Source organism: Rhizobium oryziradicis (genome assembly GCF_001939045.1).
Taxonomy (GTDB): domain Bacteria; phylum Pseudomonadota; class Alphaproteobacteria; order Rhizobiales; family Rhizobiaceae; genus Allorhizobium; species Allorhizobium oryziradicis.
This window is the reverse complement of record NZ_MKIM01000027.1, coordinates 597,619-620,467: the sequence shown is the minus strand read 5'-3', so window position 1 is coordinate 620,467 and position 22,849 is coordinate 597,619. Positions and strand designations below refer to the sequence as shown.

The window sequence follows — 22,849 nt, the reverse complement described above, 5'->3', positions numbered from 1 at the left end:
GTTGCTCTCACTTGGGCTCCGTGAGCAAGCCTTTGACCAAGGCATAGGTTGCGCCGAGCAACACCACGGCAAATGGCAAGCCGGTTGACACGGCCATGGCCTGCAAGGCAACCAGCCCGCCGCCCAGCAGCAGCGCAATGGCCACCAGACCTTCAAAACTGGCCCAGAACACTCTTTGTGGCACTGGCGCATTCACCTTGCCTCCGGCGGAGATTGTATCAATCACCAGCGAGCCGGAATCGGATGAGGTAACGAAAAACACAATCACCAGAACAATGCCGATAAACGAGGTGATGGACGTTAACGGCAGGTGCGCCAGCATCTCAAACAGCTGAAGCTCCAGAGCGGCGTCTTTCACGGTGGTCAAGCCTTCATTGGCCAACTGGCTGATGGCTGTGCCGCCCAAGGCGGTCATCCACAACACCGATACCAGCGAGGGAATGAGCAGCACGGCAGTGAGAAACTCGCGAACGGTGCGGCCCCGGCTTACTCTGGCGATGAACATGCCAACAAAAGGTGACCAGCTGATCCACCATGCCCAATAAAACGCGGTCCAGCCTTGCGAGAAGTTTGAATCTGTTCTGCCAAAGGGATTGGCCAACTGCGGCAGATATTCGACATAGGCTGCAAGGTTCAAAAAGAAGCCCTTGGCGATCTGCATGGTTGGCCCGACAGCGATAATGAACACCAGCAGCAAGGCGGCGAGTGCCATATTGATCTCGGACAGGATTTTTACGCCCTTATCCATGCCCGCCACCACCGAGGCCGTGGCAATCGCTGTGATGCCAATGACCAGCAGGATCATTGTCGCGTCTGTCTTGGGGACATCAAACAAAAAGTTCAAACCGGCGCTGGCTTGTTGCGCACCAATGCCCAATGAAGTGGAGAGGCCGAAAATGGTGGCGAAAACCGCCAAAATATCAATCACATGACCGGGCCAACCCCAAATCTTCTCTCCAAAAATGGGATAGAAAATCGAGCGGAGGGTAAGCGGTAGGCCTTTATTGAACGAGAAAAGGGCCAAAGCCAAAGCAACAATGGCATAGATCGCCCAAGGGTGCAGGCCCCAATGAAAAATGGTAGCCGCCATGGCCAATCGGCGTGATCCTTCCATATCACCAACAACACCATTCAACGGTGCCCAATCGGTGCGCACACCATTTTCGAAAATCGGGCCTTTCAGGGCCGCGGTGAAATGTCCAATTGGCTCCGATACACCATAAAACATTAATCCGATGCCCATGCCTGCGGCAAACAACATCGAAAACCAGGAGATATTGGTATAGTCCGGCCGAGCATCTGGGCCACCAAGACGGATGCGCCCCAGCGGGGACAAAATCAGACCAATGCACACAACAACAAACACATTGCCGGTGAGCAGAAAAAACCAATCGAGATTGGTGGTGAGAAAATTGCGCAAGCCTGTAAAGGCAGGCTCAAGGGTGGATTGAAACGCCAGTGTGAGAAAGGTAAAGGCAACAATTGTCAGTGCCGAGACACTGAAGACCACGTTATGAATATCCAGTTCAAACACAAAGCGTTTTTTATAGCTATAGTTGTCCTGACCAATCTGGTAGGAGGTCTCAATAATTTCTGTCTGGCCCTCCGGTGCCGGAATGGCCTCAACATCTTGATTGCCCGTGGCAATGGTGGTTTTATCGTTCAAAGGTCGATTTCCTTTTTTCTGCGCACAGAATATCGGGGCTTCGCGGAGACGAACCACAAAAGATCGACATCAGAATCCGATGTTCGCCACACCATCAGAGATCAACCATCCTGCGAAGATTGCGCGGTTGACCACAGCGCCCCTTTAAAAATACCGGAAAAAACCCGCTTAGATTGGGTTTTCACGTATGAATTTGTTCTTTGCCACCCCAAAATTTCATGGCGTCAACACGACGAACCGTATAATCAGGCAGGGTGCTTAAGGGCGATGTAGGGCGGATGCCCCCAAGATCAACCACAATTCTGACAAAATTGGCCGACCTTCGGCCAAGGCAACCACAATCAAGTAACGCAATGCCACATCACGCCATACCAGACCGCAGCTGCGGCACCTGCACGCTCTGCTGTCGGCTGCCGGATATCGACGAGCTGTCCAAACCCGCCAACGCATGGTGCATTCATTGCGTCGATGGCATGGGCTGTAAAATCTACCAGAGCCGCCCGCAAACCTGCCGCGATTTTCTCTGTCTCTGGATCACGGACGCGCAACTCGGTCCGGAATGGGAACCCACCAAAGCCCACATGATGGTCTACACCCAAGGCCCGCAAATGACCGTGCTGGTCGACCCCGCCTACCCTGATGTGTGGAAGCAGGAGCCTTATCGCACGCAACTCAGCCGTCGGGCGTTGGAAATGGCACTTCACGGCGGATATATCATTGTTTTCGTTGGGGATACGGTCTTCAAGATCGAGCCATCGACGTAAACGCCTGCAGCTCCCTGCTTAAGAGGCGTTCGCAACGGCAGGAACCAACCGACCCTCTTTTTGACCATAGAGCAGGTAATGGGATAACGGATTGGCATTTTGAGCCGCAACATCAGGATGGTACCTGAGATATGCATCTGTCGAGAACAATGGGCCCGGATCTCGACCTTCTGCAGCTCCATAGGCAAAGTAATGCCACAGTGGATTGATGCCATCGGCCTGCACATCGGGATAACGTGTCAGATACCAGCGATTATCAAAATACGGGTTCGGATTAATCCCGAAGGCCCATCCAAATGCCATGTAGTGCTGACAACCCGCCAAGGAATTTGAGCTCAATGTCTCATCGAAAGAGAGCCCTTGTTCCCGAAGCTGCGCCACGTAAAATGAGCAATCAAACAGACCAAATTGAACGAGCTTTCGCGCAATGAACCGCGCAGAGATTTTATTCAGGAGATTAGAAGCGGAACCATGCCGCTTGCGGGCTGCAATGGATTTGGCGATCGTAAAATCAGCAGCAGCGTTTTGCAAAACAGCAATTTGTGACGACTGTTCATCATATTTCGCCTGTAAGGCGTTCAGACTACCGCTGAGGTCATGAACCTGCCGCTCAAGCCGGTCCTTTAATATCTGCCGTTCCTGGATGGAGGCATTGTAGTCCGTCTCACGTGTCTCCAGCGCCGTTGTCTTCTGTTCCAACATGGCCAAAGTCGAGGCATTTGATGCCTGAACGGTTTCCAGTCTGCTATGTAAATCAAGAATTTCTCGTTCGCGGTCGCCGTTGAGCGCCTTCTGGTCTTCAACAACATCCTCAAGCGCGCTGTTGGCCTCAATGAGAGCGGCCAGCTCACTCTCCAAAGTCCGTGCGCGCTCAGCCAATGAAGCATGGGCCGCCTCCAGCGCTTCCAGCGCGGTGACCTTTTGATCAAGCACATATGCAGTGCTATCATTTAACGATTGCAGATCAGCAACATGCTGCTCCAAAGCAGCGCGGTTGTCTGTCAGCGTTTGCAACTCATGTGCCAGACGCTCGAGTTCGTGTGCCAAACGCTCCCGCTCATTTGCTACACTCTCCCGCTCTTGCCACGATGCCGCCAAGGTCGCATTTAACGCATCGAGCTCGGAGTTTTTTGCCTGCACCATCTCCGCATAAGCGTGGATCCGTTCGTTTAATTCCTGTATATGCGCGTTGAGCTGCTCGCGAGCGTGCTGCTCTTGCGTTTGTCGAGCAATGGCCGCCTCAAGCTCGCCATTGACCCTGTGGAGCTCGGAACGGCTTTGAGCATGTTCATGGGCCACATGATCCCTGTGCGCTTCAATTTCAGCAACAACGGGTCCAAACAACGATGCAGCAACATCCAGCTTCGCATTTATGTCATCAAGCTTTTGTTGCGCCCTTTCAATGTCTTTGCCCTGCGACAGATCCTTGAGCGCATCGTAAGCCTCGAGGGTCCAGGAATGAACTGATGAGTGGGCTCGAAAATCCTCGTCCTCGGTTTTATTGTGAACCAGATCGTCGCTCAAAAATTCATCAATATAATGGGCCGACACGTCCGTCATTTTGGGCCATGTCATATTGATATCTGCCGAGACCCTTAGACAGACTTTGCGCCAATCACGGCGGAAATCTGCCCAAAAGATAATGCTGCGATCCACGCCGCGGCTGTCACGCTCGGCATCCAGCACGTGCCGCAACCACAGCAACATCGCACGGCTTAAGGAAAACCCATTTCTCTTTTTCAGCGATGTTGCGACATCCAGGGGAGGCCGTATTGGGATAACGACTTTTGTAGCAACACCCATGCCATCCATGACCGAAAGCCAGAATGGGAACATGCGACACATGCGTGGGTCTTTCATGACCCATACCGGTTGGTCTTGAAACTCCTCGGTCAAGACACTAACTGCCCGTCTTTCGAATTCTTTGGCAACCGTCGATTCATACCAACCAGAATTGAGTTTGCGCCAATCATGCCAGACTGTCCCGGCAGAACTCAAAATTTCATCATTGAAATTAGCGATAGCAAGCGATTCAAAAAAACCCTTTTGATTATCGGCTTGTGGAGGCATGAGCGTTTTGGGTGCAGCAGCACCAAGAGCTGCGAAAGTACCCGCAACAGAACTGGTACCGCTGCGATGCATTCCCAACACCATGATACAAGTTGTCACGAGCGCCTACCTTATTCCTCGCAAGGAGGGATCGTCAGGTTCAAGTTGAAACAGACAAACCCTCAATTGTTGTGTTCAAGTTTGCTTTCGAGGCCACATTGACCACTTTTCCTGACAAACTTTAGCTACATGAAACAAAGCCTCATTCGTCGTTAAGAAACAATTACAATATGAAATTATACAGCAATTTAAAGGGAAGCCTTCATCCCCCAATCAAGGCCAGCCACTCATCCTCGGTCATCACCGTCACCCCCACGTCACGGGCCTTATCCAGCTTCGAGCCTGCACCCGGTCCGGCCACCAGATAATCGGTCTTTTTCGACACGGAGCCTGCGACTTTGGCACCGAGGCTTTCCGCCCGGGCTTTGGCTTCGTCGCGCGTAAAGCGCTCCAGCGAGCCAGTAAACACCACGGTTTTGCCCGCCACGGGGCTGTCACTTGACGTTACGGCTTCTGCATCCTGCGGAGTCACTTCCTGTAACAGACGGGAGACAACATCCATGTTGCGAGGCTCATTAAAAAACTCCACAATGGAGGCCGCCACCACTTCGCCAATGCCGTCAATGCTGTTCAATTCGTTCCATGCCTCACCAAATTTTGGCGCGGCATCCTGCATGGCTTTGGCGAAGGCGTCATAGGAGCCGTAAGACCGTGCCAGCAGCTTGGCGGTGGTTTCACCCACATGGCGAATGCCAAGGGCGAAGATAAAGCGATTCAGTGCAATTTCACGCCGTGCATCAATGGCATCAAACAATTTGCGCACGCTGACGCGGCCAAAGCCATCGACATTTTCCAGCCGCGTAAACACCGAGCTATCCTGGCGCTTTTTCAGCGTGAAAATATCCGGCGCTGTACGGATATTCATCAGTTCGTCCTGGCAATCAAAGAAGAAGTCCACCTGCTTGGTGCCAAGCCCTTCAATGTCAAAGGCATTGCGCGACACGAAATGCTTGATGTGCTCCTTGGCCTGCGCTGAACACACAAAGCCGCCGGTGCAGCGGGTGACCGAATCCAGCTTGCCGGTTTTCTCGTTCTTTTCGCGCACCGCATGACTGCCGCACACCGGACAAGTCTTGGGAAATTCATATTTCAGCGCTGTTTCAGGACGCTTTTCCAGCACCACATCCAGCACCTGCGGGATCACATCGCCTGCCCGCTGCACAATCACGGTATCGCCAATGCGAATATCGTGACCCACTTCGCGAATCCGCTCACCACCATTGCCAATGCCTTCGATATAATCGGCATTGTGCAGCGTGGCATTGGTAACAACCACGCCACCAACGGTAATAGGCTCCAGCCGTGCAACCGGCGTCAAAGCACCTGTGCGGCCCACCTGAATGTCGATGGCCTCGACCTTGGTAAAGGCTTGCTCTGCCGGGAATTTATGGGCGGTGGCCCAGCGCGGTGAGCGCGAGCGAAAACCAAGCCGCGCCTGCAAATCCAGCCGATCCACCTTATAGACCACGCCATCAATATCGTAATCCAGATCAGCGCGTTGAAGGCCGATCTCGCGATAATGGCTGATGATCTCCTCCACCGAGGTCAAGCGTCTGGTCAGCGGATTGACCGGAAAACCCCAGCGCTTGAACACTTCCACCATGCCCGATTGGCTATCGGCCGGCATCTCTGCCATTTCACCCCAAGCGTATGCGAAGAATTTTAGCTTGCGGCTGGCGGTGACTTTTGGGTCAAGCTGGCGCAGTGATCCGGCTGCGGTGTTGCGCGGATTTACATAAGTCTGTTTGCCTTGCGCTTCCATCTCGGCATTCAGCGCCAGAAAATCGCTCTTGGCCATATAGACCTCGCCGCGCACCTCCACCACATCCGGGGCATCATCTGGCAATTCTGTCGGGATTTCCTTGATGGTCAAAATATTGGCGGTAACATTTTCACCCGTCGTGCCATCGCCACGCGTGGCGGCCGTCACCAGTTTTCGATTTTCATAGCGGATCGACATGGAAAGCCCGTCAATCTTCGGCTCTGCGGTAAAAGCAATGGAATTGTCCGGAATCACCCCCAGAAAGCGATAGACGGAGGCGACAAAATCGCTGACATCCTCGTCAGAAAACGTGTTGTCCAGCGACAGCATGGGTCGCGCATGGGTGATTTGCGAGAAAATGCCAGCGGGAGCCGCCCCCACCCGCTGCGATGGGCTATCGGTGCGCAACAATTGCGGAAACTGCGCTTCAATCGCATCATTGCGGCGCTTCAGTGCATCATAATCAGCATCGGAGATCTCCGGCGCATCCTTGCCGTGATAGAGCGCATCATGATGGGCAATCTCGCTCGCCAGCCTTGCCAACTCGGCCTTTGCCTGGTCTTCACTCAGCTCGCTCACGGCCATTGATGCATCCGCCATCACACACTCCTGCTTTTATCCGCTTTGGTCTTACCCGAATTTAGCCCAATAGGAAGACGAGATTACCGCGGTGCATAATCCTCAACAGTTTGCTCAAGATCAATCCATGCCTTGAGCGGCAAATGATCTGATGCCATGCGCGACAGCGGTGTATTATGCGCCCGCATATCGGCAATCAGACCGGGTCGATTGGTCATGATTCTGTCCAGCGCCAACACCGGCAAACGGGCGGGAAAACTGGGCACCGGAGCCGGTAGCGGACCAAAGATAGGCTCAAACCGCGTAAGCGCCGAGCCGCGCCCAACCCGCCATTCATTGAAATCACCCATCAAGATCGTCGGGCAATCGGCGCAATCACGCATCAGATCGAGAATGAAATCGGCCTGCCTGCGCCGCGCCCAGCGCAACAGACCCAGATGAGCGGCAATGATGCGCAGTTCGCGCCCCTCGCCCAGATTGATCTCGGCCACCACAGCGCCGCGCGGCTCCAGCCCCGGCAATTTAAAAGGTCGCACGTCGCGCACCACCCCTTCGCGAAACAACAGCACATTGCCGCGCCAGCCGTGGCTGTTGGGCAATCCCTCCACCGGCACCAGCGTCAGTCCGGTTTCGCCATGAAGCCGCGCCAAATCCAACAGGCCATTGCGCTCACCAAACCGTTGATCTGCCTCTTGCAGGGCAATCACATCCGGGCCAATTTCGCGGATCACATGCAGCACCCGCTCGGGGTCAAACTGGCCGTCATTGCCCACACATTTATGCACATTATAGGAGGCCACCAGCAGCCCGGCCTTGCGCTCATCGGCCGCTATCTCCGGCGTGCGGCTACGGTGATTGCGCCACGATGTCAGCATTTGCGAACGAAGCGTGGGAATTTGTTTTTTCATGCTGACCTAACCATGCGCCGCCATTGTTACAGAAAAGGCGAACCAAGCCACAAAACACGCTGCAACAGCTTGAGCGCAAACGGCTGGTTTTGCAATTCGCTCAAACTCACCTCCTGCGCACCCTCTTTGCTTTTCATCATCCGATCTTCCACAAAAGCGGCAAACGTCTGATCATAGACTTCCAGATCAACTTCGAAATTCAGCCGGAGCGAGCGGGAGTCCATATTGGACGAGCCAACAAAAGCCCAGCGGCCATCCACCACCAGCAGTTTCGAATGGTCAAACGGTCCGGTGGAGCGAAAAATCCGGCAGCCATTTTTGATAATCTGCTCAAACTGCCCGTTCATGGCATGGCTGACAATGGCGAGATTGTTTTTCGATGGCACGACAATCTCAACGTCAACGCCACGGCGTGCAGCTGTGGCCAAGGAGGCCAGAAACACAGCGTCCGGCAAAAAATACGGCGACATGATGCGGATCGAGCGTTTTGCGACCGAAAACGCCCCGGTTAAAACCTTATGATTGCATTCCAGATTGGAATCCGGCCCCGTCACCACAACGCGGGTAAAGCCCGCAGGAGAGTCTGCTATCTCATGCAGCCGAATCTGCCACACATCCGAATCCAACGCTTCGCCGGTTTCAAAATGCCAATCATCGGCAGCGACAGCAAAAAGATCGGCCACCACTGGGCCAGACACTTTAAAATGGGTGTCGTGGGCTGCATTCGGCCCGACAAAAGCGTCGCGAATATTCATGCCGCCCATAAAGGCTGTCGTGCCATCCACCACCAGAATTTTGCGGTGGGTGCGCAGATTGGCATAAGGCAGCCGCAGCCCCATGATGACCTTGCCATTGAAACAGGCAACCGTGACACCGCCCTCTTCCAGATATTGGACAATGCTTGGCACGCTGTAGCGCGCGCCCACCGCATCAATCAGCACACGCACTGTCACACCGCGCTTATGGGCCGCAATCAGCTTATCGGCCAGCGTCAGGCCAGCGCCGTCGCGATCGAAAATATAGGTTTCCATCAAAATGCTGTGGCGCGCCGCATCCACCGCCTGCCCCATCGCTTCATAGGCCGCGTCGCCCGTTTCAAGCGGCATCAACTGATTGCCCGACGTCAAGGCATGAAGCGCAACACGGTCTCCCAACCGCCGCAACGCTTCCATCCGCCCGCCAAACTGGCATTCGATCACGCCATCGGGCACGGCATAATGGGCAAGTGCCGCACTCAAACGGCGCTGCCTGCGTGAGCGCTTGGCAATATAGGATGTGCGACGCATGCGATTGATGCCCGCTACCGCATAGGCCAAGGGGCCGATGATGGGCGATAGAATGATGACACCCACCCAGGCATTGGCAGAGCGCACATCACGCTTGGTCATCGCCACATGCACGCTGGCAATCACACTCAAAACCGTGGAAACAACCAATAAGATATGCGGCCAATAGGTATAAACCACATCAAACATTCGTCACGGTGCCCCCTCAACCCAGTGATATGCACGTCGAATATTCGAACGCCACTAACCCTATTTTGCCAACAGATGGTGCAAAAACGGGAATGGTCAATGGCTCCCGGTCAAAAGCTTGGCCGCAGCCGCACGGGCTTCATCAGTGACAGATGCTCCGGCCAGCATGCGGGCAATTTCTTCCACCCGGTGGTCAGGGCCAATGGTGGCCACGGCGGTCGCGATCTTCTCGCTGCCATCGCTGGCCGGTCCCTTGGAGATCAAAAGATGGGTTGCCGCCCTCGCCGCCACCTGCGGTGCGTGGGTCACGGAAAGAACCTGCACCGTATCGGATAGCCGCTTGAGGCGCTGGCCAATGGCATCGGCCACAGCACCACCCACGCCGGTATCAATTTCGTCAAACACCAGTGTCGGGGCCGAGCCACGATCAGCGAGTGCCACTTTAAGCGCCAGCAAAAAGCGCGAAAGTTCGCCGCCTGAGGCAACCTTCATAATCGGTCCGGGCCGTGTGCCTGGATTGGTCTGCACGTGAAACTCGACCAGATCAATGCCATCGGCAGAGGCATTGCTGGCATCGGCCGTGACCTGAACCATGAAACGCGCGCGCTCAAGCTTCAATGCTGGCAGTTCCGCCATCACCACATCGGCAAGGGCAGAGGCAGCGTTCTGGCGCTTTGTCGACAGCGATTGAGCGGATGCAAAATACATGGCTTTGGCTTCGCCAACCGCCTTTTCCAGCTTGCCCAGCTTATCCTCGCCGGCATCCAGATCGGCCAGATCGGCAATCATTTTTTCGGCCAAAGCTGGCAGGTCAGCAACAGACACGGAATATTTACGCCCAGCCGCACGCAGGGCAAACAGCCGCTCTTCCACCCGCTCCAATTCACGCGGATCAAATTCGGTGCGCCGAAGTGCTGCTTCCACTTCCATCTGCGCGCTGGAAAGCGTATCGAGTGCTGCCCCCAGCAGGCTGACAGTTTCTTCCAAAAGCCCCGGCGCTTCGGAGCTTTTGCGCTCCAGCCTGCGCATCATGGAAGCAATCAGCGGCACGGGCGAGCCATGGCCATTGAGAAACTCGCTGGCCTCGGAAATATCACCAGCGATGCGCTCGGATTTCTGCATCCGTGAGCGGCGCTCAGCCAGGTCTTCCTCCTCGCCCTCTTGCGGGTTCAAGCCTTCCAGCTCTTCGACGGAAGCGCGCAGATAATCCGCCTCGCGGGCTGCGGCCTCCACTTTGGCCTTATGCGTCTTATAGCTGCGCTCAGCCTCTCGCCAGCGGCGATAGGTGTCGGAAAGCGCCAGTGCCTCTTCTGTCAGCCCGGCAAAGGCATCCAGCAGCATGCGATGCGCGCCCGTATCCACAAGGGCACGATCATCATGCTGACCGTGGATTTCCACCAGATGCTGGCCCACTTGCCGCATCAGCTGCACACTGACTGTTTGATCGTTGATATAGGCACGGGTTCGGCCGTCCGCCGATTGCACCCGGCGGAAAATCAGATCCCCATCATCGTCAATATTATTGTCGCGCAACAGGGCGCGTGCCGGATGCACCATGGGCACATCAAACACCGCCGTGACCTGACCTTTGTCTTCACCATGGCGCACCAGACCGCCATCGCCGCGCCCGCCAAGGGCCAGCGACAGACTGTCCAGCAAAATGGATTTGCCCGCGCCCGTCTCCCCCGTCAGCACAGAGAGACCGGCGGAAAAGTCAAGGTCGAGCCGCTCGATCAAAACAATGTCCCGGATCGCAAGCTGGACAAGCATAAGTGTTTACATCTCTCGTGAAACGATGATGAACAGGGGATTAGGAATCGGAGCCAAACAGCTTCTTGCCTGCCTTGGAAATCCAGGATTCCTTGGATTCGTTTGGCGATACACCACCTTTTTTCAGCAGCTGGTAGCTATCCTTGTACCATTTGCTGTCAGGGTAGTTATGCCCCAGCACGGCAGCCGCTGTTTGCGCTTCTTCCACCACACCCATGGCGTAATAGGCTTCAACCAGACGTGCCAAAGCTTCTTCGATCTGATTGGTGTTGGAATATTGCTCAACCACCACGCGGAAGCGCTGAATGGCGGCCAGATATTCCTTGCGCTCCAGATAATAACGACCGACCTGCATTTCCTTACCGGCCAGCTGGTCACGCGCATAGCGAATCTTAGCCTGCGCATCCTCAACATATTCCGATGTCGGGTAATTCTTCACCACTTTGTTCATGGCTTCGATGGTGCGGGTCGAGAATTTCTGATCCTGCGTGACGCTGGCAATCTGGCGCCAGTTTGAAAGGCCAATCAGATATTGCACATAGGCCGAATCCTTCGTGGAAGGATAAAGCGTCATATAGCGATTGCCCGTGGCGATCGCTTCCGAATAGTTATTCTGTCTGTATTTCACAAACGTGCTCATCACGAGCGCCTTTTGCGACCAGTCCGAGAACGGGTTCTGCTTGTCCACCGCATCAAACTTGCGACCGGCTTCGGCAAGATTGCCTGCCTTGATATTGGCAAGGCCCTGATTATAAAGCATTTCCGGTGGGTCAGTCTCCATGCCCAGCTTGGTAATATCAATATCTTTATCCGTGCCGCAGGCTGAGAGCAGCGCTGCAGTTCCAAAGATAGACAGGCAAATGGCCGCAACACGTGCAGTTTGATGAACCATGGAAGACTTCACTTCACTCATACGACAGATCCCAATTGCAGCGGCGCTTCACAAGCCATCACGTCCGCTAGGCGTTTTTAGCCATAAAGACTAGATAAGGGCAACGCAATGCTGATGATTTAACGCATTTTTATGGCGTGGTAACGAATTGCCACGTTTTATTCAATGTTTAAGCCCAAGCGCGCCCCGATTTTAAGCCCCAAAATAAAAATGGCACCTCACGGTGCCACTTCAAAACACGTATGATTCGGATCAGGCCGTCCAAGGCGCAAAGCCGGGAGCATTGATCGCCACGAATTCCCGTGCCCGTGCGTGACCGCGCGGCGCACCCGGCGCTTCGACCACTTCATAGGCGCTGGCATCCGACAAAAGAGCCTTCAAGGCCATGGAGTTCATTTTGTGGCCGCCGCGATAGGAGCGGTAAGAGCCGATAAACTGCGCACCGGCCAAAGCCAGATCGCCCACAGCATCCAATGTCTTGTGGCGGGCAAATTCATCCGGATAGCGCAGACCTTCAACATTGACGACCTTGTCGTCATCGGAGATCACCACCGAGTTTTCGAGCGAGGAGCCAAGAGCGAGGCCCGCAGCCCACAGCCGCTCAACATCGCGCATGAAGCCAAAGGTGCGGGCACGCGACAATTCACGCTTGAAGTTTTCAGCCGTCAAATCGCCCTGCCAGGATTGGCGACCAATCAACGGGCAGTCAAAATCGATCTCGACTTCAAATCGCGTGCCATCATAGGGACGAAACTCTGCCCAAGACGCACCATTTTCAACACGCACAGGCTTGACCACCCGAATATAGCGGCGCTTGACATCAAGGCTGACAATGCCAGCCTGCTCGATAGCGTCAATGTAAACGGCAGAACTGCCATCCATCACCGGCGTTTCAGGTCCATCGACTTCAACAATAAGATTGTCGAGGCCCAGCGCATAAATCGCGGCCATCACATGCTCAACCGTTGCCACCCAATGGGCTGGCGAAAAACCGAGCACTGTGCTGAGGTCCGTGTTGCCCACCTGCGAGGACACCGCGCGAAGCTCGGTTACAGAGCCATTGGCGTGGAGGCGATGAAAGACAATGCCGGTATCGGCATCGGCTGGCAAAAAGCTCATGGTCACAGGCTGACCGGAATGAACACCGATGCCCTTCAGGGTCGCAGGCTGAGCGATGGTCGTCTGCAAGCTCAACAAACCGATTGCCATGGACATTCTACCTTTCAAAACACGTGGCACCCGAAAACACAAAACACCCGGGTGACCTATTGTGCGACACAGCAACGTACCGTTTTAAGATGGGTCGCAGTCTCGATCATTTGAAAGGGATATACGTTTCGAAACCTAACTTTCCAAATCAATGTTTCTTTCGGATTGTTACGAAACATCCATCTGAAAAACCTAGAAAAATCTGTGGATGAGAACATTTTGTGACAATCAGCATTTTCCGGCTGATGTGGGCATGAAAGTCACCTTAACATCCTCAATATAATGGATAATTTCATCTTACAGCACTGGAAGACAAAGAGAGCATACAGCGACGCTGTAACCTCTTTGGTGGACAGGATGAGTTTGACTTCACGGAATCATACAAATGAAAAAGCCCGGGCTTTTCAACCCGGGCTTTTTTACAGCTTGTGCACTGCGGCAAAAATCAATTCAACAGCATCCGTTGGACACTATTAGTTGGATTGGCGACGCAGGAAGGCTGGGATTTCCAGCTGGTCGTCGTCATGCGATGCGCGAGCCTGTGGAACCTGACGGCCCTGGTCGTCGAGATTGCCACGGCGCGGTGCATAAACACTGGCCTCTGGCGTCAATGGACGGCGCTGTGGCTGAGCTGGCGCAGCTGGAGCCACTTCAGCCACCTCATCCTGACGACCCAGCGAGCTGGTGATGCGACGCAGCAGACCCATTGGACCGCGCTCGTCAGCAGCCTGAGCAGCCTGACCTTGCGAACGATGTTCCATTTCGGCCTGCACAACAGGAGAGAAATCCTCAACCTTTGGCATGCGAACAGGCTCTGGCTGGCGCATCACAGGGGCAACTGGCTCCTGACGGAACGCCGATTGAGCAGGCTGCGGAGCCGGTGCTGGCTGCTGCATAGGCTGTGGAGCCGGTGCACGCGCAACAGGCTGCTCAGGAGCTGCAAAGGACGAGAACAGCTTGCTCTGTGGACGGAAATCGTCAACCGGAGCTGCCGCCATTGGCTGAGGCTCAACAACAGGAGCAGGCGCTTCCTGACGGGTCATGGCCAAGCCGAGTTCACGCTCCAAAGCAGCTTCCGCCGCACGGATCTGATCGGCAATGGCATCACGTGCAGGCTGAGCGGCTGGTGCTGGAGCAACAGGTGCCGCCGCCATCACAGGTGCTGGAGCCATTGTTGGAGCTGGTGCAGCCGGAGCAATTGCGGCCGACGGGCGGATCAAAGGCTTGGCAGCCATATTGCGCATTTCTGCACCACGGGCTTCCAGCGCATTGGCAGCACGGTCGATGCCGGTTGCCACAACAGACACGCGGATCAGGCCTTCCAGCGCTTCGTCGAAGGTCGCACCCAAGATGATGTTGGCGTCGGCATCGACTTCTTCGCGGATGCGGGTTGCGGCTTCATCGACTTCGAACAGCGTCAGGTCGCGACCACCGGTGATGGAGATCAACAGGCCCTGTGCGCCCTTCATCGAGGTTTCGTCCAGCAGCGGGTTGGCAATCGCGGCTTCCGCAGCCTGAAGCGCGCGGCCTGGGCCGGATGCTTCGCCGGTGCCCATCATGGCGCGACCCATCTCACGCATCACCGAGCGAACGTCGGCGAAGTCGAGGTTGATCAGGCCTTCCTTGACCATCAGGTCGGTGATGCAGGCAACACCCGAATAGAGCACCTGGTCAGCCATGGCAAAAGCGTCAGCAAAGGTGGTCTTGTCGTTGGCAATGCGGAACAGGTTCTGGTTGGGGATCACGATCAGCGTGTCAACCGACTTTTGCAAGGCATCAATGCCCGCTTCCGCCAGACGCATGCGGCGACCGCCTTCAAAATGGAAAGGCTTGGTAACAACGCCAACCGTCAAGATGCCCTTGTTGCGCGCAGCCTGCGCCACAACAGGAGCAGCCCCCGTGCCGGTGCCGCCGCCCATACCGGCGGTCACAAAGCACATGTGGGTGCCGTGCAGGTGCTCAATGATTTCATCGATGCATTCTTCGGCAGCAGCGCGGCCAACTTCTGGCTGTGAACCGGCACCAAGGCCTTCAGTGACACTGGCACCGAGCTGAATGATCCGGTCTGCCTTGGTCATGCTCAGCGCCTGAGCGTCGGTGTTGGCCACAACAAAGTCCACACCCTGGAGACCAGCTGTGATCATGTTGTTCACGGCATTTCCGCCGCCGCCGCCGACGCCAAAAACGGTGATGCGCGGCTTCAGCTCGGTAATGTCTGGCTTATTCAGATTAATGGTCATTGTACCCGTTCCTTCTTTCCCTGGCCGCATCGCCACGCCAGCCATGTCGTCTCTATGTTCAGATCACGCGCCTTGAATCTGCTCTCGTCCCGTCAAGGCGCGGGTTCTCAAAAACTCTCTTTTAGCCATTGGCCTACCCGCATCATGCGGCTGTTGCCGGTGCCAGAGGAGAACAAACCTCCATGGCCCACAGCGATTTCCTGATCGGCCACCTGCGGATAGATCATCAGACCCACCGCCGTGGAAAACGCCGGTCCCTTGGCTGCCACAGGCAGACCCGAAACCCCCATTGGCCGACCAATCCGAACGTTACGGGCAAGAATGCGCCGCGCAACTTCCGGCAGGCCAGTCAACTGGCTTGCGCCTCCGGTCAGAACGACCCGCTTACCGACCACAGGGCTAAAGCCCGATGCATGGATGCGGTCGCGAATCATCTCCAGAATCTCTTCAATACGCGCTTGAATGATTCGCGTCAGCAAAGAACGTGGAACTTGTGTCGGTAAATCGCGATCATCTTCGCCGATTGGCGGAATTGCAACAACTTCGCGCTCTTCCGTGCCATTGGCGAAAGCCGATCCATGCACCACTTTCAGCCGTTCCGCATCTTCAATGCGCGTGGACAGGCCACGGGCCAGATCCGTCGTAACATGATGACCGCCAATGCCAATTGCGTCCGTATGGATCAATTTTCCTTGCGCAAAAACCGAAATTGTCGTGGTTCCGCCGCCCATGTCGATAGCGGCACAGCCAAGCTCGACTTCATCATCCACCAGAGCCGCAAGACCGCTGGCGTAAGGCGTCGCAACCAGACCTTCCACCGTCAAATGGGCACGGTTGATGCACAATTCGAGGTTTTTCATTGCGGCGCGCTCAGCCGTCACCACATGAATGTCAACACCCAATGCATCGCCATACATGCCAAGTGGGTCGAGAATGCCGCGCTCGCCATCCAGCGAAAAGCCGGTTGGCACGGCATGCAAAATCACCCGCTCACGGCGCTGGGATTGCTGGCTTGCGGCCGACAACACGCGTTTCAAATCTCCGCGCTGCACTTCCTGACCACCCAGATCGATGGTGGCGGTGTAAACATCCGAGCCGATGCGACCGGCAGACACATTCACGATCAAGCTGTCAACGGTAAGGCCAGCCATACGCTCGGCGGCATCAACAGCCAGGCGCACAACGCTTTCCACCGCATCCACATCAGAAATCACACCAGACTTCATGCCACGAGAGCGCTGATGACCAATGCCAATAATTTCCACATGATGGGTGCGGCCCGGCAGCACATCGCTTTCCTTGCGCGGCGACAGCCGGCCGATCATGCAGACAACCTTGGTGGAGCCAATATCCAGCACGGATACAACATGATGCCGCTTGCTTGACAAAGGCTTCATACGTGGCAGGCCTTGAGAGGAGGAGCCAAAAATACTCATGTTTCCTTCTCCAGTTTCGCCATGGCTTTTGTGCGTGCCGCAACAGCGGCGTTGCGGCGGGCCAGGGCATCAGGCGTCAGTTCAACCGTCATCCGATCCGCAAGGCGCAGATCAACGGCGGCAATATCGCGCTCCAGCAATTGCTGTTCAGTTTCCATGCGGACCAGACGCTTGAGGGCATCACCCACATCATCTTCTGGCAATTTCACCGTTACGCCATTGTCCAGATAAAGATCCCAACGGCGGCTTGAAACCCGCACATAGGCCTTCACACGCGCAGCAACCTGCGGAAATGCAGCAAACTCGGCCATCACGTCTTTTGCATCGGTATCGGCATCGCGCCCGACAAACAGCGGCAGACTTGCAAATTTATTGTCGCGCAGGGGCGCGATAATATTGCCATTCTCTTCGATCAACGACAGATCACTGCCATGCTGCCAGATGCCAAAAGGCTTCCGCTCCTTGATGTTCAAAAGGATGGTCCGGGGATAGACCTTGCGAATATCAACGGATGCGACCCATGGCAGGCTGGCAACCCGGCGGCGCGCGTCATCGACGTCAAGCGACACCAGCGAGGTTGCGCCATCCAGACCCAGCGACTGCAAGACATCGATTTCCGAAATATGCACATTGCCCGCAAGCTTGACGTTATCAACGGCAAAGCCTGCGCTTGAGGTCATGGTCTCGGAAAATTGCGGCCAATAGCCACCATGCACAACACCATAGCCGCCCACGGCGAGCACATAAGCTGCCAGCGACGCCTTACCAATGTGCCGTGGCAGCTCAACCTTGCCGGTGCACAGCGACACAATGAAACGCACCAACCGACGCGCAGGCCGTGGCAGAACAAATGAGCCGTCTTCTGCGCCCGCCGCGATTCGGTTGGCACTGGCAAACCGATCCGCTTTGGGCTTTCTCGATTTTGATTTTTTGGCGCTTAACGTGAGCACGAAGCGTCCTCCACGATCCAACTGACAAATTCACCAAACGTCAGGCCAGATTGAATGGCCATTTCAGGCAGCAAGGATGTAGGGGTCATACCGGGCTGGGTGTTCACTTCCATCCAGATCAACTCGCCATCTTCCGAGAAACGGTCGTCATAGCGAAAGTCAGACCTGCTCACGCCACGGCAGCCGATTGCTTCATGCGCCTTGACTGCCAATTCTTGTATTTTTTGGTAAATTTTCGGTGAAATTTGTGCCGGAATGATATGTGTGGAGCCACCCGCCGCATATTTCGAGTCATAATCATAGAATGTATTGGCTTTGGCGATGATTTCGGTCACGGCCAGCGCCTTGCCATCCATCACGCCGCAGGTCAGCTCGCGCCCTGCCACGTATTTTTCCACCATCACCGTATCGCCATAGCGCCAATCGCTGGAGCCAATCACCTGCGGTGGATGCGATTGATCTTCCTTGACAATCACCACGCCAAAGCTGGAACCTTCCCGCACGGGCTTGACCACATAGGGCGGCTCGATCGGATGAACATTGCCAATATCAAAGCGCGACATGCTGCGGCCGAAAGCAACAGGAATACCTGCTGCGGCCGCCACCTTCTTGGCCTGAACCTTGTCCATCGCCAGTGCCGACGCCAAAACGCCTGAATGGGTATAGGGAATTTCGAGATATTCCAGCACACCTTGAATGGTGCCGTCTTCGCCGTAAGGGCCATGCAGCGCATTAAAAGCAACATCAGGACGCAGCTCTTGCAACACATTTGCCACATTACGCGACACATCTACGCGGGTCACGCGATAGCCTTCCTCTTCAAGCGCCGCCGCACAAGGGGTGCCGCTGGCAAGGCTCACTGGCCTTTCAGAGGAAAATCCACCCATCAATACAGCAACATGCTTCTTAGACATTCACGCACCCGAAGAGAAACAACAATGAACCCGTTCTATCTTGCGCCAGAGTTGCGGCTTGATTCGCGTGATCTCTGGCACCTGCATAGATAAAGACTGATTAAGGTTAATGAACCGTTTACTTTGATTAACTTCCTGCGCTCGGCTTCGGCGTGCAGACCCAGATTGGACCGTCACAATTTTGAAAAATTGCCGCAAAACGCTTTCTTGAGACAGAAAGTTGCGTTAAACGCCACTCACCTTTTATAAACTCTCAATGGACACACGAATTATGACCGATGCGATACGCAATGTGTCGCCGCCTGCTCCCGCTGCACTGAATTCTCCTGCACGGGTCCTGACGGCGAGTCTGGTTGGCACAACGATCGAATTTTTCGATTTTTACGTCTATGCCACCGCAGCCGTGCTGGTTTTTCCGGTGCTTTTCTTCCCCAACAGTGACCCGATGACTGCAATGTTGGCATCCTTTGCCACATTCTCCATCGCCTTTTTTGCAAGGCCTTTGGGTGCTGTGGTGTTCGGCCACTTCGGCGACCGGATCGGGCGCAAGGCAACACTGGTTGCAGCCCTGCTGACCATGGGGATTTCCACCGTGGTGATCGGCGTTTTGCCAACCTATGGACAGATCGGCGTTTACGCTCCCCTGCTGCTGGCCCTCTGCCGATTTGGCCAGGGCTTTGGCCTTGGTGGCGAATGGGGTGGCGCAGTGCTGCTGGCAACCGAAAACGCTCCAGAAGGTAAGCGCAACTGGTACGCCATGTTCCCGCAGCTGGGTGCTCCGGTTGGCCTGTTCCTGTCATCGAGCATTTTCTGGCTGCTGCTGCATGTGATGTCGAAGGATGACCTGCTGGCTTGGGGCTGGCGCGTTCCTTTTCTCGCATCGACAGTGCTGATTGCCATTGGTCTGTGGGTTCGCTTCTCGATCTCCGAGACACCCGCCTTCAAAAAAGCCTTGGAAGCCCATGAGCGGGTGGCGGTGCCGGTTGCCGAAATCTTTGGCAAATACAAGCGCAGCCTGTTCCTTGGCACATTTGTGGCGCTGGTCACCTTCGTGCTGTTCTACATCGGCACGGCCTGGCTATTGTCTTACAACATCAAAGTGCTGCAGATGCCCTTCCTCGATGCTCTGGAAATCCAGATCATGAGCTCGGTGGTATTTGGTATTTTCATCCCCCTCACCGGCAAGGTGGGCGATAAGATCGGTCGTCGCAAATCGCTGATCGGCATCACCGTGATGATTGGTGCTTTCTCCTTCCTGCTGCCAGCGCTGTTGGCCGGTGGCGAAGTCGGCGTTGCCATTTTTGCCGCAGGCTCCATGGCCTTGATGGGCATGACCTATGCGCTGATTGGTGCGGCTCTCTCAGCACCCTTCCCCACCAATGTGCGCTATACCGGTGCATCGCTGACCTTCAATTTTGCAGGCATTGTTGGCGCGTCATTGGCACCCTACGCGGCGACATGGCTTCAGGCCAATTACGGCATGGCCTATGTCGGCTACTATCTGGGACTGGCCGCATTGATCACGCTGCTGTGCATTCTGGCTTCGCGCAAGGGTGAAGTTTAAAGCGTTTCCAGCAAAAGTGCATCGCGGTTTTGCGTCCGGAAATGCGAAAGAAATGAGCTTAGCTTGAATCAATTGAATCAGATTCAGAACAATAAAAAAGCCCGCCAAGTCACTGACTTGGCGGGCTTTTTTATGTGTTTGCATCGCGATTACTCGGTGGTGACACCCAGGAATGGCTCAACCTCGCGACCCGGCATAAACAAGCCGAGACGCTTGATTTCCCATTGCAGCTTGATGCCGGAATTTTCAAACACCTGACGGCGAATGGTCTCGCCCAGATATTCCAGCTCATAGGCCGTCGCCTGCCCGGTATTGATCATGAAGTTGCAATGCAGCGACGACATTTGCGCGCCACCGATCATCAAACCACGACCACCGGCTTCATCAATCAATTCCCAGGCCGAGTGGCCTTCCGGGTTCTTGAAGGTTGAACCGCCGGTCTTTTCCTTCACAGGCTGCACGGTTTCGCGGTGCTGGCGCACCGCATCCATTTCACCACGAATCTTGGATTTTTCGTCCTTATAACCCTCAAACAGGCCACTGACGAAAATCAGACCTTCCGGCGCAGAGGAATGGCGATAGCTGTAGCCCATATCAGCGTTGGACAGCACATGGATATTGCCCTGACGATCCACCGCTTCAACCTCAATGAGGCGTGCTGCGGTTTCTCCGCCATTGGCACCTGCGTTCATTTTCAATGCACCGCCAATCGAGCCGGGAATGCCATAGTAAAAGGCAAAGCCGCCAATGTTATTGTCCATGGCCATCGCGGCAATGTGCTTGTCCGGGCAAATGGCACCGGCACGGATGCGGTTTTCACCTTCCAGATCAAGACCGCCAAAGCCCTTGGCCGACAGACGCACAACCACGCCCGGAATGCCGCCATCGCGCACCAGCAGGTTGGAGCCAACGCCCACCACGGTCAAAGGCACATCTTCTGGCAGCAACGCCAAAAAGGTTATCAGGTCTTCCTTGTCGTGCGGCTGGAACATCAGTTCGGCCAGACCACCAGCCTGAAACCACGTAACACGGTCCATTGGCGCATCCGGCGTCAAGCGCCCCCGCAACTCACTGACCCCCGGCCCCAAGCGAGCCAGCAACTTTTCCCCATCGACCTGTTTCATTCCGACTTTCCCGAAAGCGCTTCCAATTCCTTGGGCAGTGCTGCTGCCCAGTGCGTGATATTTCCTGCCCCCAAGAGGACCACAAAATCACCCGGTTGCGCAATGGCTGATATTGCCTGAGCCAGCTGATCAGGCGAGGCTAAAGTGCGCGCATCGCGATGGCCGCCCGATTTAATGCGAGAAACAAGGGCTTCTGAGTCAAAACCTTCGATTGGGTCCTCGCCCGCCGCATAGACCGGCGAAATAAAAATGCTGTTGGCATCGTTAAAGCAATTGGCAAAATCATCAAACAGACTGGAAAGACGCGAATAACGGTGCGGTTGGTGCACTGCAATGATTCGGCCAGAGCACGCTTCGCGCGCAGCTTTCAGCACCGCTTTGATTTCAACCGGGTGGTGACCATAATCATCGAAAATCTGCACGCCGTTCCACGTGCCGGTCAAGGTGAAGCGCCGCTTGACACCACTGAACGACGAAAGCCCCTTGCGGATGGCTTCTTCGGAAATGCCAAGCCGGTTGGCAACGGCAATGGCCGCGCAGGCGTTGGAAACGTTATGGCGGCCCGGCATGGGCACCACCAAATCCTTGAAGTTGAATACCCGGCCCGTGCGACGACGGCGGATCTCGACATCAAACATCGATTTCGTGCCATCAATGCGCACATTGGAAAACCGCACATCGGCCTGCGGGTTTTCCCCATAGGTGACAACCTTGCGGTCTTCGATGCGGCTCACCAGTGCCTGCACTTCGGGATGGTCGAGGCACAGCACACCAAAGCCGTAAAACGGCACGTTCTCTACAAACTGCCGAAAGGCCGCGCGGGCTGCATCAAACGTGCCGTAATGATCGAGATGCTCGGGGTCGATATTGGTAACCACCGCCACGTCGGCAGGCAATTTCAAAAAGGTGCCGTCGGATTCGTCGGCTTCCACCACCATCCAGTCACCCTCGCCCATGCGGGCGTTGGTGCCATAGGCGTTGATGATACCGCCGTTGATCACCGTCGGGTCCATCTGCCCAGCGTCGAGCAGTGCGGCCACCATGGAGGTCGTGGTGGTTTTGCCATGGGTGCCGCCAATGGCGATGGCATTGCGAAAACGCATCAGCTCGGCCAGCATTTCGGCCCGTCGCACGATGGGCAGCAGTTTTTCGCGCGCCGCAACCAGTTCGGGATTGTTTTGCTTGATGGCCGTGGACACCACAATCACTTCGGCATCGCCAAGGTTTTCCGCCTTGTGGCCAACAAAAACCTCAATGCCCTTTTCGCGCAGGCGCTGCACATTGGCGCTATCGGCCTGATCAGAACCTTGCACGCGGTGGCCAAGATTGTGCAGCACTTCCGCAATGCCGCTCATGCCGATTCCGCCGATCCCGATAAAGTGGACCAGACCGATGCTTTGCGGCATCTTCATGTGTTCATTCCCCTC

At 55.4% G+C, this 22,849-nt stretch carries 16 protein-coding genes; 2 read left to right on the top strand and 14 right to left on the bottom strand.

The window, feature by feature from the left end; genetic code table 11:
- Window positions 1-7: 7 nt before the first annotated feature.
- The gene (locus BJF95_RS13940; protein ID WP_075640028.1) at window positions 8-1,666 is read right to left on the bottom strand and encodes a BCCT family transporter; all 1,659 of its coding nucleotides are present in this window, start codon (window positions 1,664-1,666) and stop codon (window positions 8-10) included.
- 353 nt (window positions 1,667-2,019) lie between these two features.
- Here BJF95_RS13940 and BJF95_RS13935 point away from each other — a divergent pair, with 353 nt between their 5' ends.
- Window positions 2,020-2,430, top strand: a complete 411-nt coding sequence (locus BJF95_RS13935) for a YkgJ family cysteine cluster protein (protein ID WP_075640027.1) — start codon at window positions 2,020-2,022, stop codon at window positions 2,428-2,430.
- An 18-nt stretch (window positions 2,431-2,448) separates the two neighbouring features.
- Here the strand turns inward: BJF95_RS13935 and BJF95_RS13930 are convergent, their stop codons facing one another.
- From BJF95_RS13930 to BJF95_RS13880, 11 genes are all read right to left on the bottom strand, one after another.
- Window positions 2,449-4,572: a hypothetical protein gene (locus BJF95_RS13930; protein ID WP_139317498.1), complete on the bottom strand. Its 2,124-nt coding sequence runs from the start codon at window positions 4,570-4,572 to the stop codon at window positions 2,449-2,451.
- 229 nt (window positions 4,573-4,801) lie between these two features.
- The gene (gene ligA, locus BJF95_RS13925; protein ID WP_075640025.1) at window positions 4,802-6,961 is read right to left on the bottom strand and encodes an NAD-dependent DNA ligase LigA; all 2,160 of its coding nucleotides are present in this window, start codon (window positions 6,959-6,961) and stop codon (window positions 4,802-4,804) included.
- 62 nt (window positions 6,962-7,023) lie between these two features.
- On the bottom strand, window positions 7,024-7,848 hold the full coding sequence (locus BJF95_RS13920; RefSeq protein ID WP_075640024.1) for an endonuclease/exonuclease/phosphatase family protein: 825 nt from the start codon (window positions 7,846-7,848) through the stop codon (window positions 7,024-7,026).
- A gap of 26 nt (window positions 7,849-7,874) precedes the next feature.
- Window positions 7,875-9,323: a cardiolipin synthase gene (gene cls, locus BJF95_RS13915; RefSeq protein WP_075640023.1), complete on the bottom strand. Its 1,449-nt coding sequence runs from the start codon at window positions 9,321-9,323 to the stop codon at window positions 7,875-7,877.
- Between the two features lie 96 nt (window positions 9,324-9,419).
- Window positions 9,420-11,093, bottom strand: a complete 1,674-nt coding sequence (gene recN / locus BJF95_RS13910; RefSeq protein ID WP_075640022.1) for a DNA repair protein RecN — start codon at window positions 11,091-11,093, stop codon at window positions 9,420-9,422.
- A 40-nt stretch (window positions 11,094-11,133) separates the two neighbouring features.
- Window positions 11,134-12,006 carry an outer membrane protein assembly factor BamD gene (locus tag BJF95_RS13905; protein WP_075640021.1) on the bottom strand — a complete coding sequence of 291 codons (873 nt, stop codon included), beginning with the start codon at window positions 12,004-12,006 and terminating at the stop codon, window positions 11,134-11,136.
- A gap of 231 nt (window positions 12,007-12,237) precedes the next feature.
- Complete coding sequence (lpxC, locus tag BJF95_RS13900) at window positions 12,238-13,194, bottom strand: UDP-3-O-acyl-N-acetylglucosamine deacetylase (protein ID WP_075640351.1); 957 nt, start codon at window positions 13,192-13,194, stop codon at window positions 12,238-12,240.
- 473 nt (window positions 13,195-13,667) lie between these two features.
- The gene (gene ftsZ / locus BJF95_RS13895; RefSeq protein WP_075640350.1) at window positions 13,668-15,434 is read right to left on the bottom strand and encodes a cell division protein FtsZ; all 1,767 of its coding nucleotides are present in this window, start codon (window positions 15,432-15,434) and stop codon (window positions 13,668-13,670) included.
- Window positions 15,435-15,541: 107 nt separating this feature from the next.
- Window positions 15,542-16,870 (bottom strand): cell division protein FtsA, encoded by a 1,329-nt coding sequence (gene ftsA / locus BJF95_RS13890; RefSeq protein WP_075640020.1) that lies wholly within the window; start codon window positions 16,868-16,870, stop codon window positions 15,542-15,544.
- Complete coding sequence (locus BJF95_RS13885; protein WP_245297325.1) at window positions 16,867-17,820, bottom strand: cell division protein FtsQ/DivIB; 954 nt, start codon at window positions 17,818-17,820, stop codon at window positions 16,867-16,869. Before BJF95_RS13885 ends, ftsA begins: the two co-directional genes overlap by 4 nt.
- Entirely contained in the window at window positions 17,808-18,734 is a 927-nt protein-coding gene (locus tag BJF95_RS13880; RefSeq protein ID WP_075640018.1) for a D-alanine--D-alanine ligase, read from the bottom strand. The genes BJF95_RS13885 and BJF95_RS13880 overlap by 13 nt, the downstream gene beginning before the upstream one ends.
- A 271-nt stretch (window positions 18,735-19,005) precedes the next feature.
- On the opposite strand from BJF95_RS13880, the gene BJF95_RS13875 reads away from it, so the two are divergent.
- Complete coding sequence (locus BJF95_RS13875; protein WP_075640017.1) at window positions 19,006-20,298, top strand: MFS transporter; 1,293 nt, start codon at window positions 19,006-19,008, stop codon at window positions 20,296-20,298.
- A gap of 149 nt (window positions 20,299-20,447) precedes the next feature.
- On the opposite strand, the gene murB is transcribed toward BJF95_RS13875, so the two are convergent.
- Together murB and murC are read right to left on the bottom strand one after the other, a co-directional pair.
- A complete protein-coding gene (murB, locus tag BJF95_RS13870) occupies window positions 20,448-21,422 on the bottom strand; it encodes a UDP-N-acetylmuramate dehydrogenase (RefSeq protein ID WP_075640016.1) in 975 nt (324 codons plus the stop codon).
- Complete coding sequence (gene murC / locus BJF95_RS13865) at window positions 21,419-22,834, bottom strand: UDP-N-acetylmuramate--L-alanine ligase (RefSeq protein WP_075640015.1); 1,416 nt, start codon at window positions 22,832-22,834, stop codon at window positions 21,419-21,421. Before murC ends, murB begins: the two co-directional genes overlap by 4 nt.
- Between the last annotated feature and the right edge of the window lie 15 nt (window positions 22,835-22,849).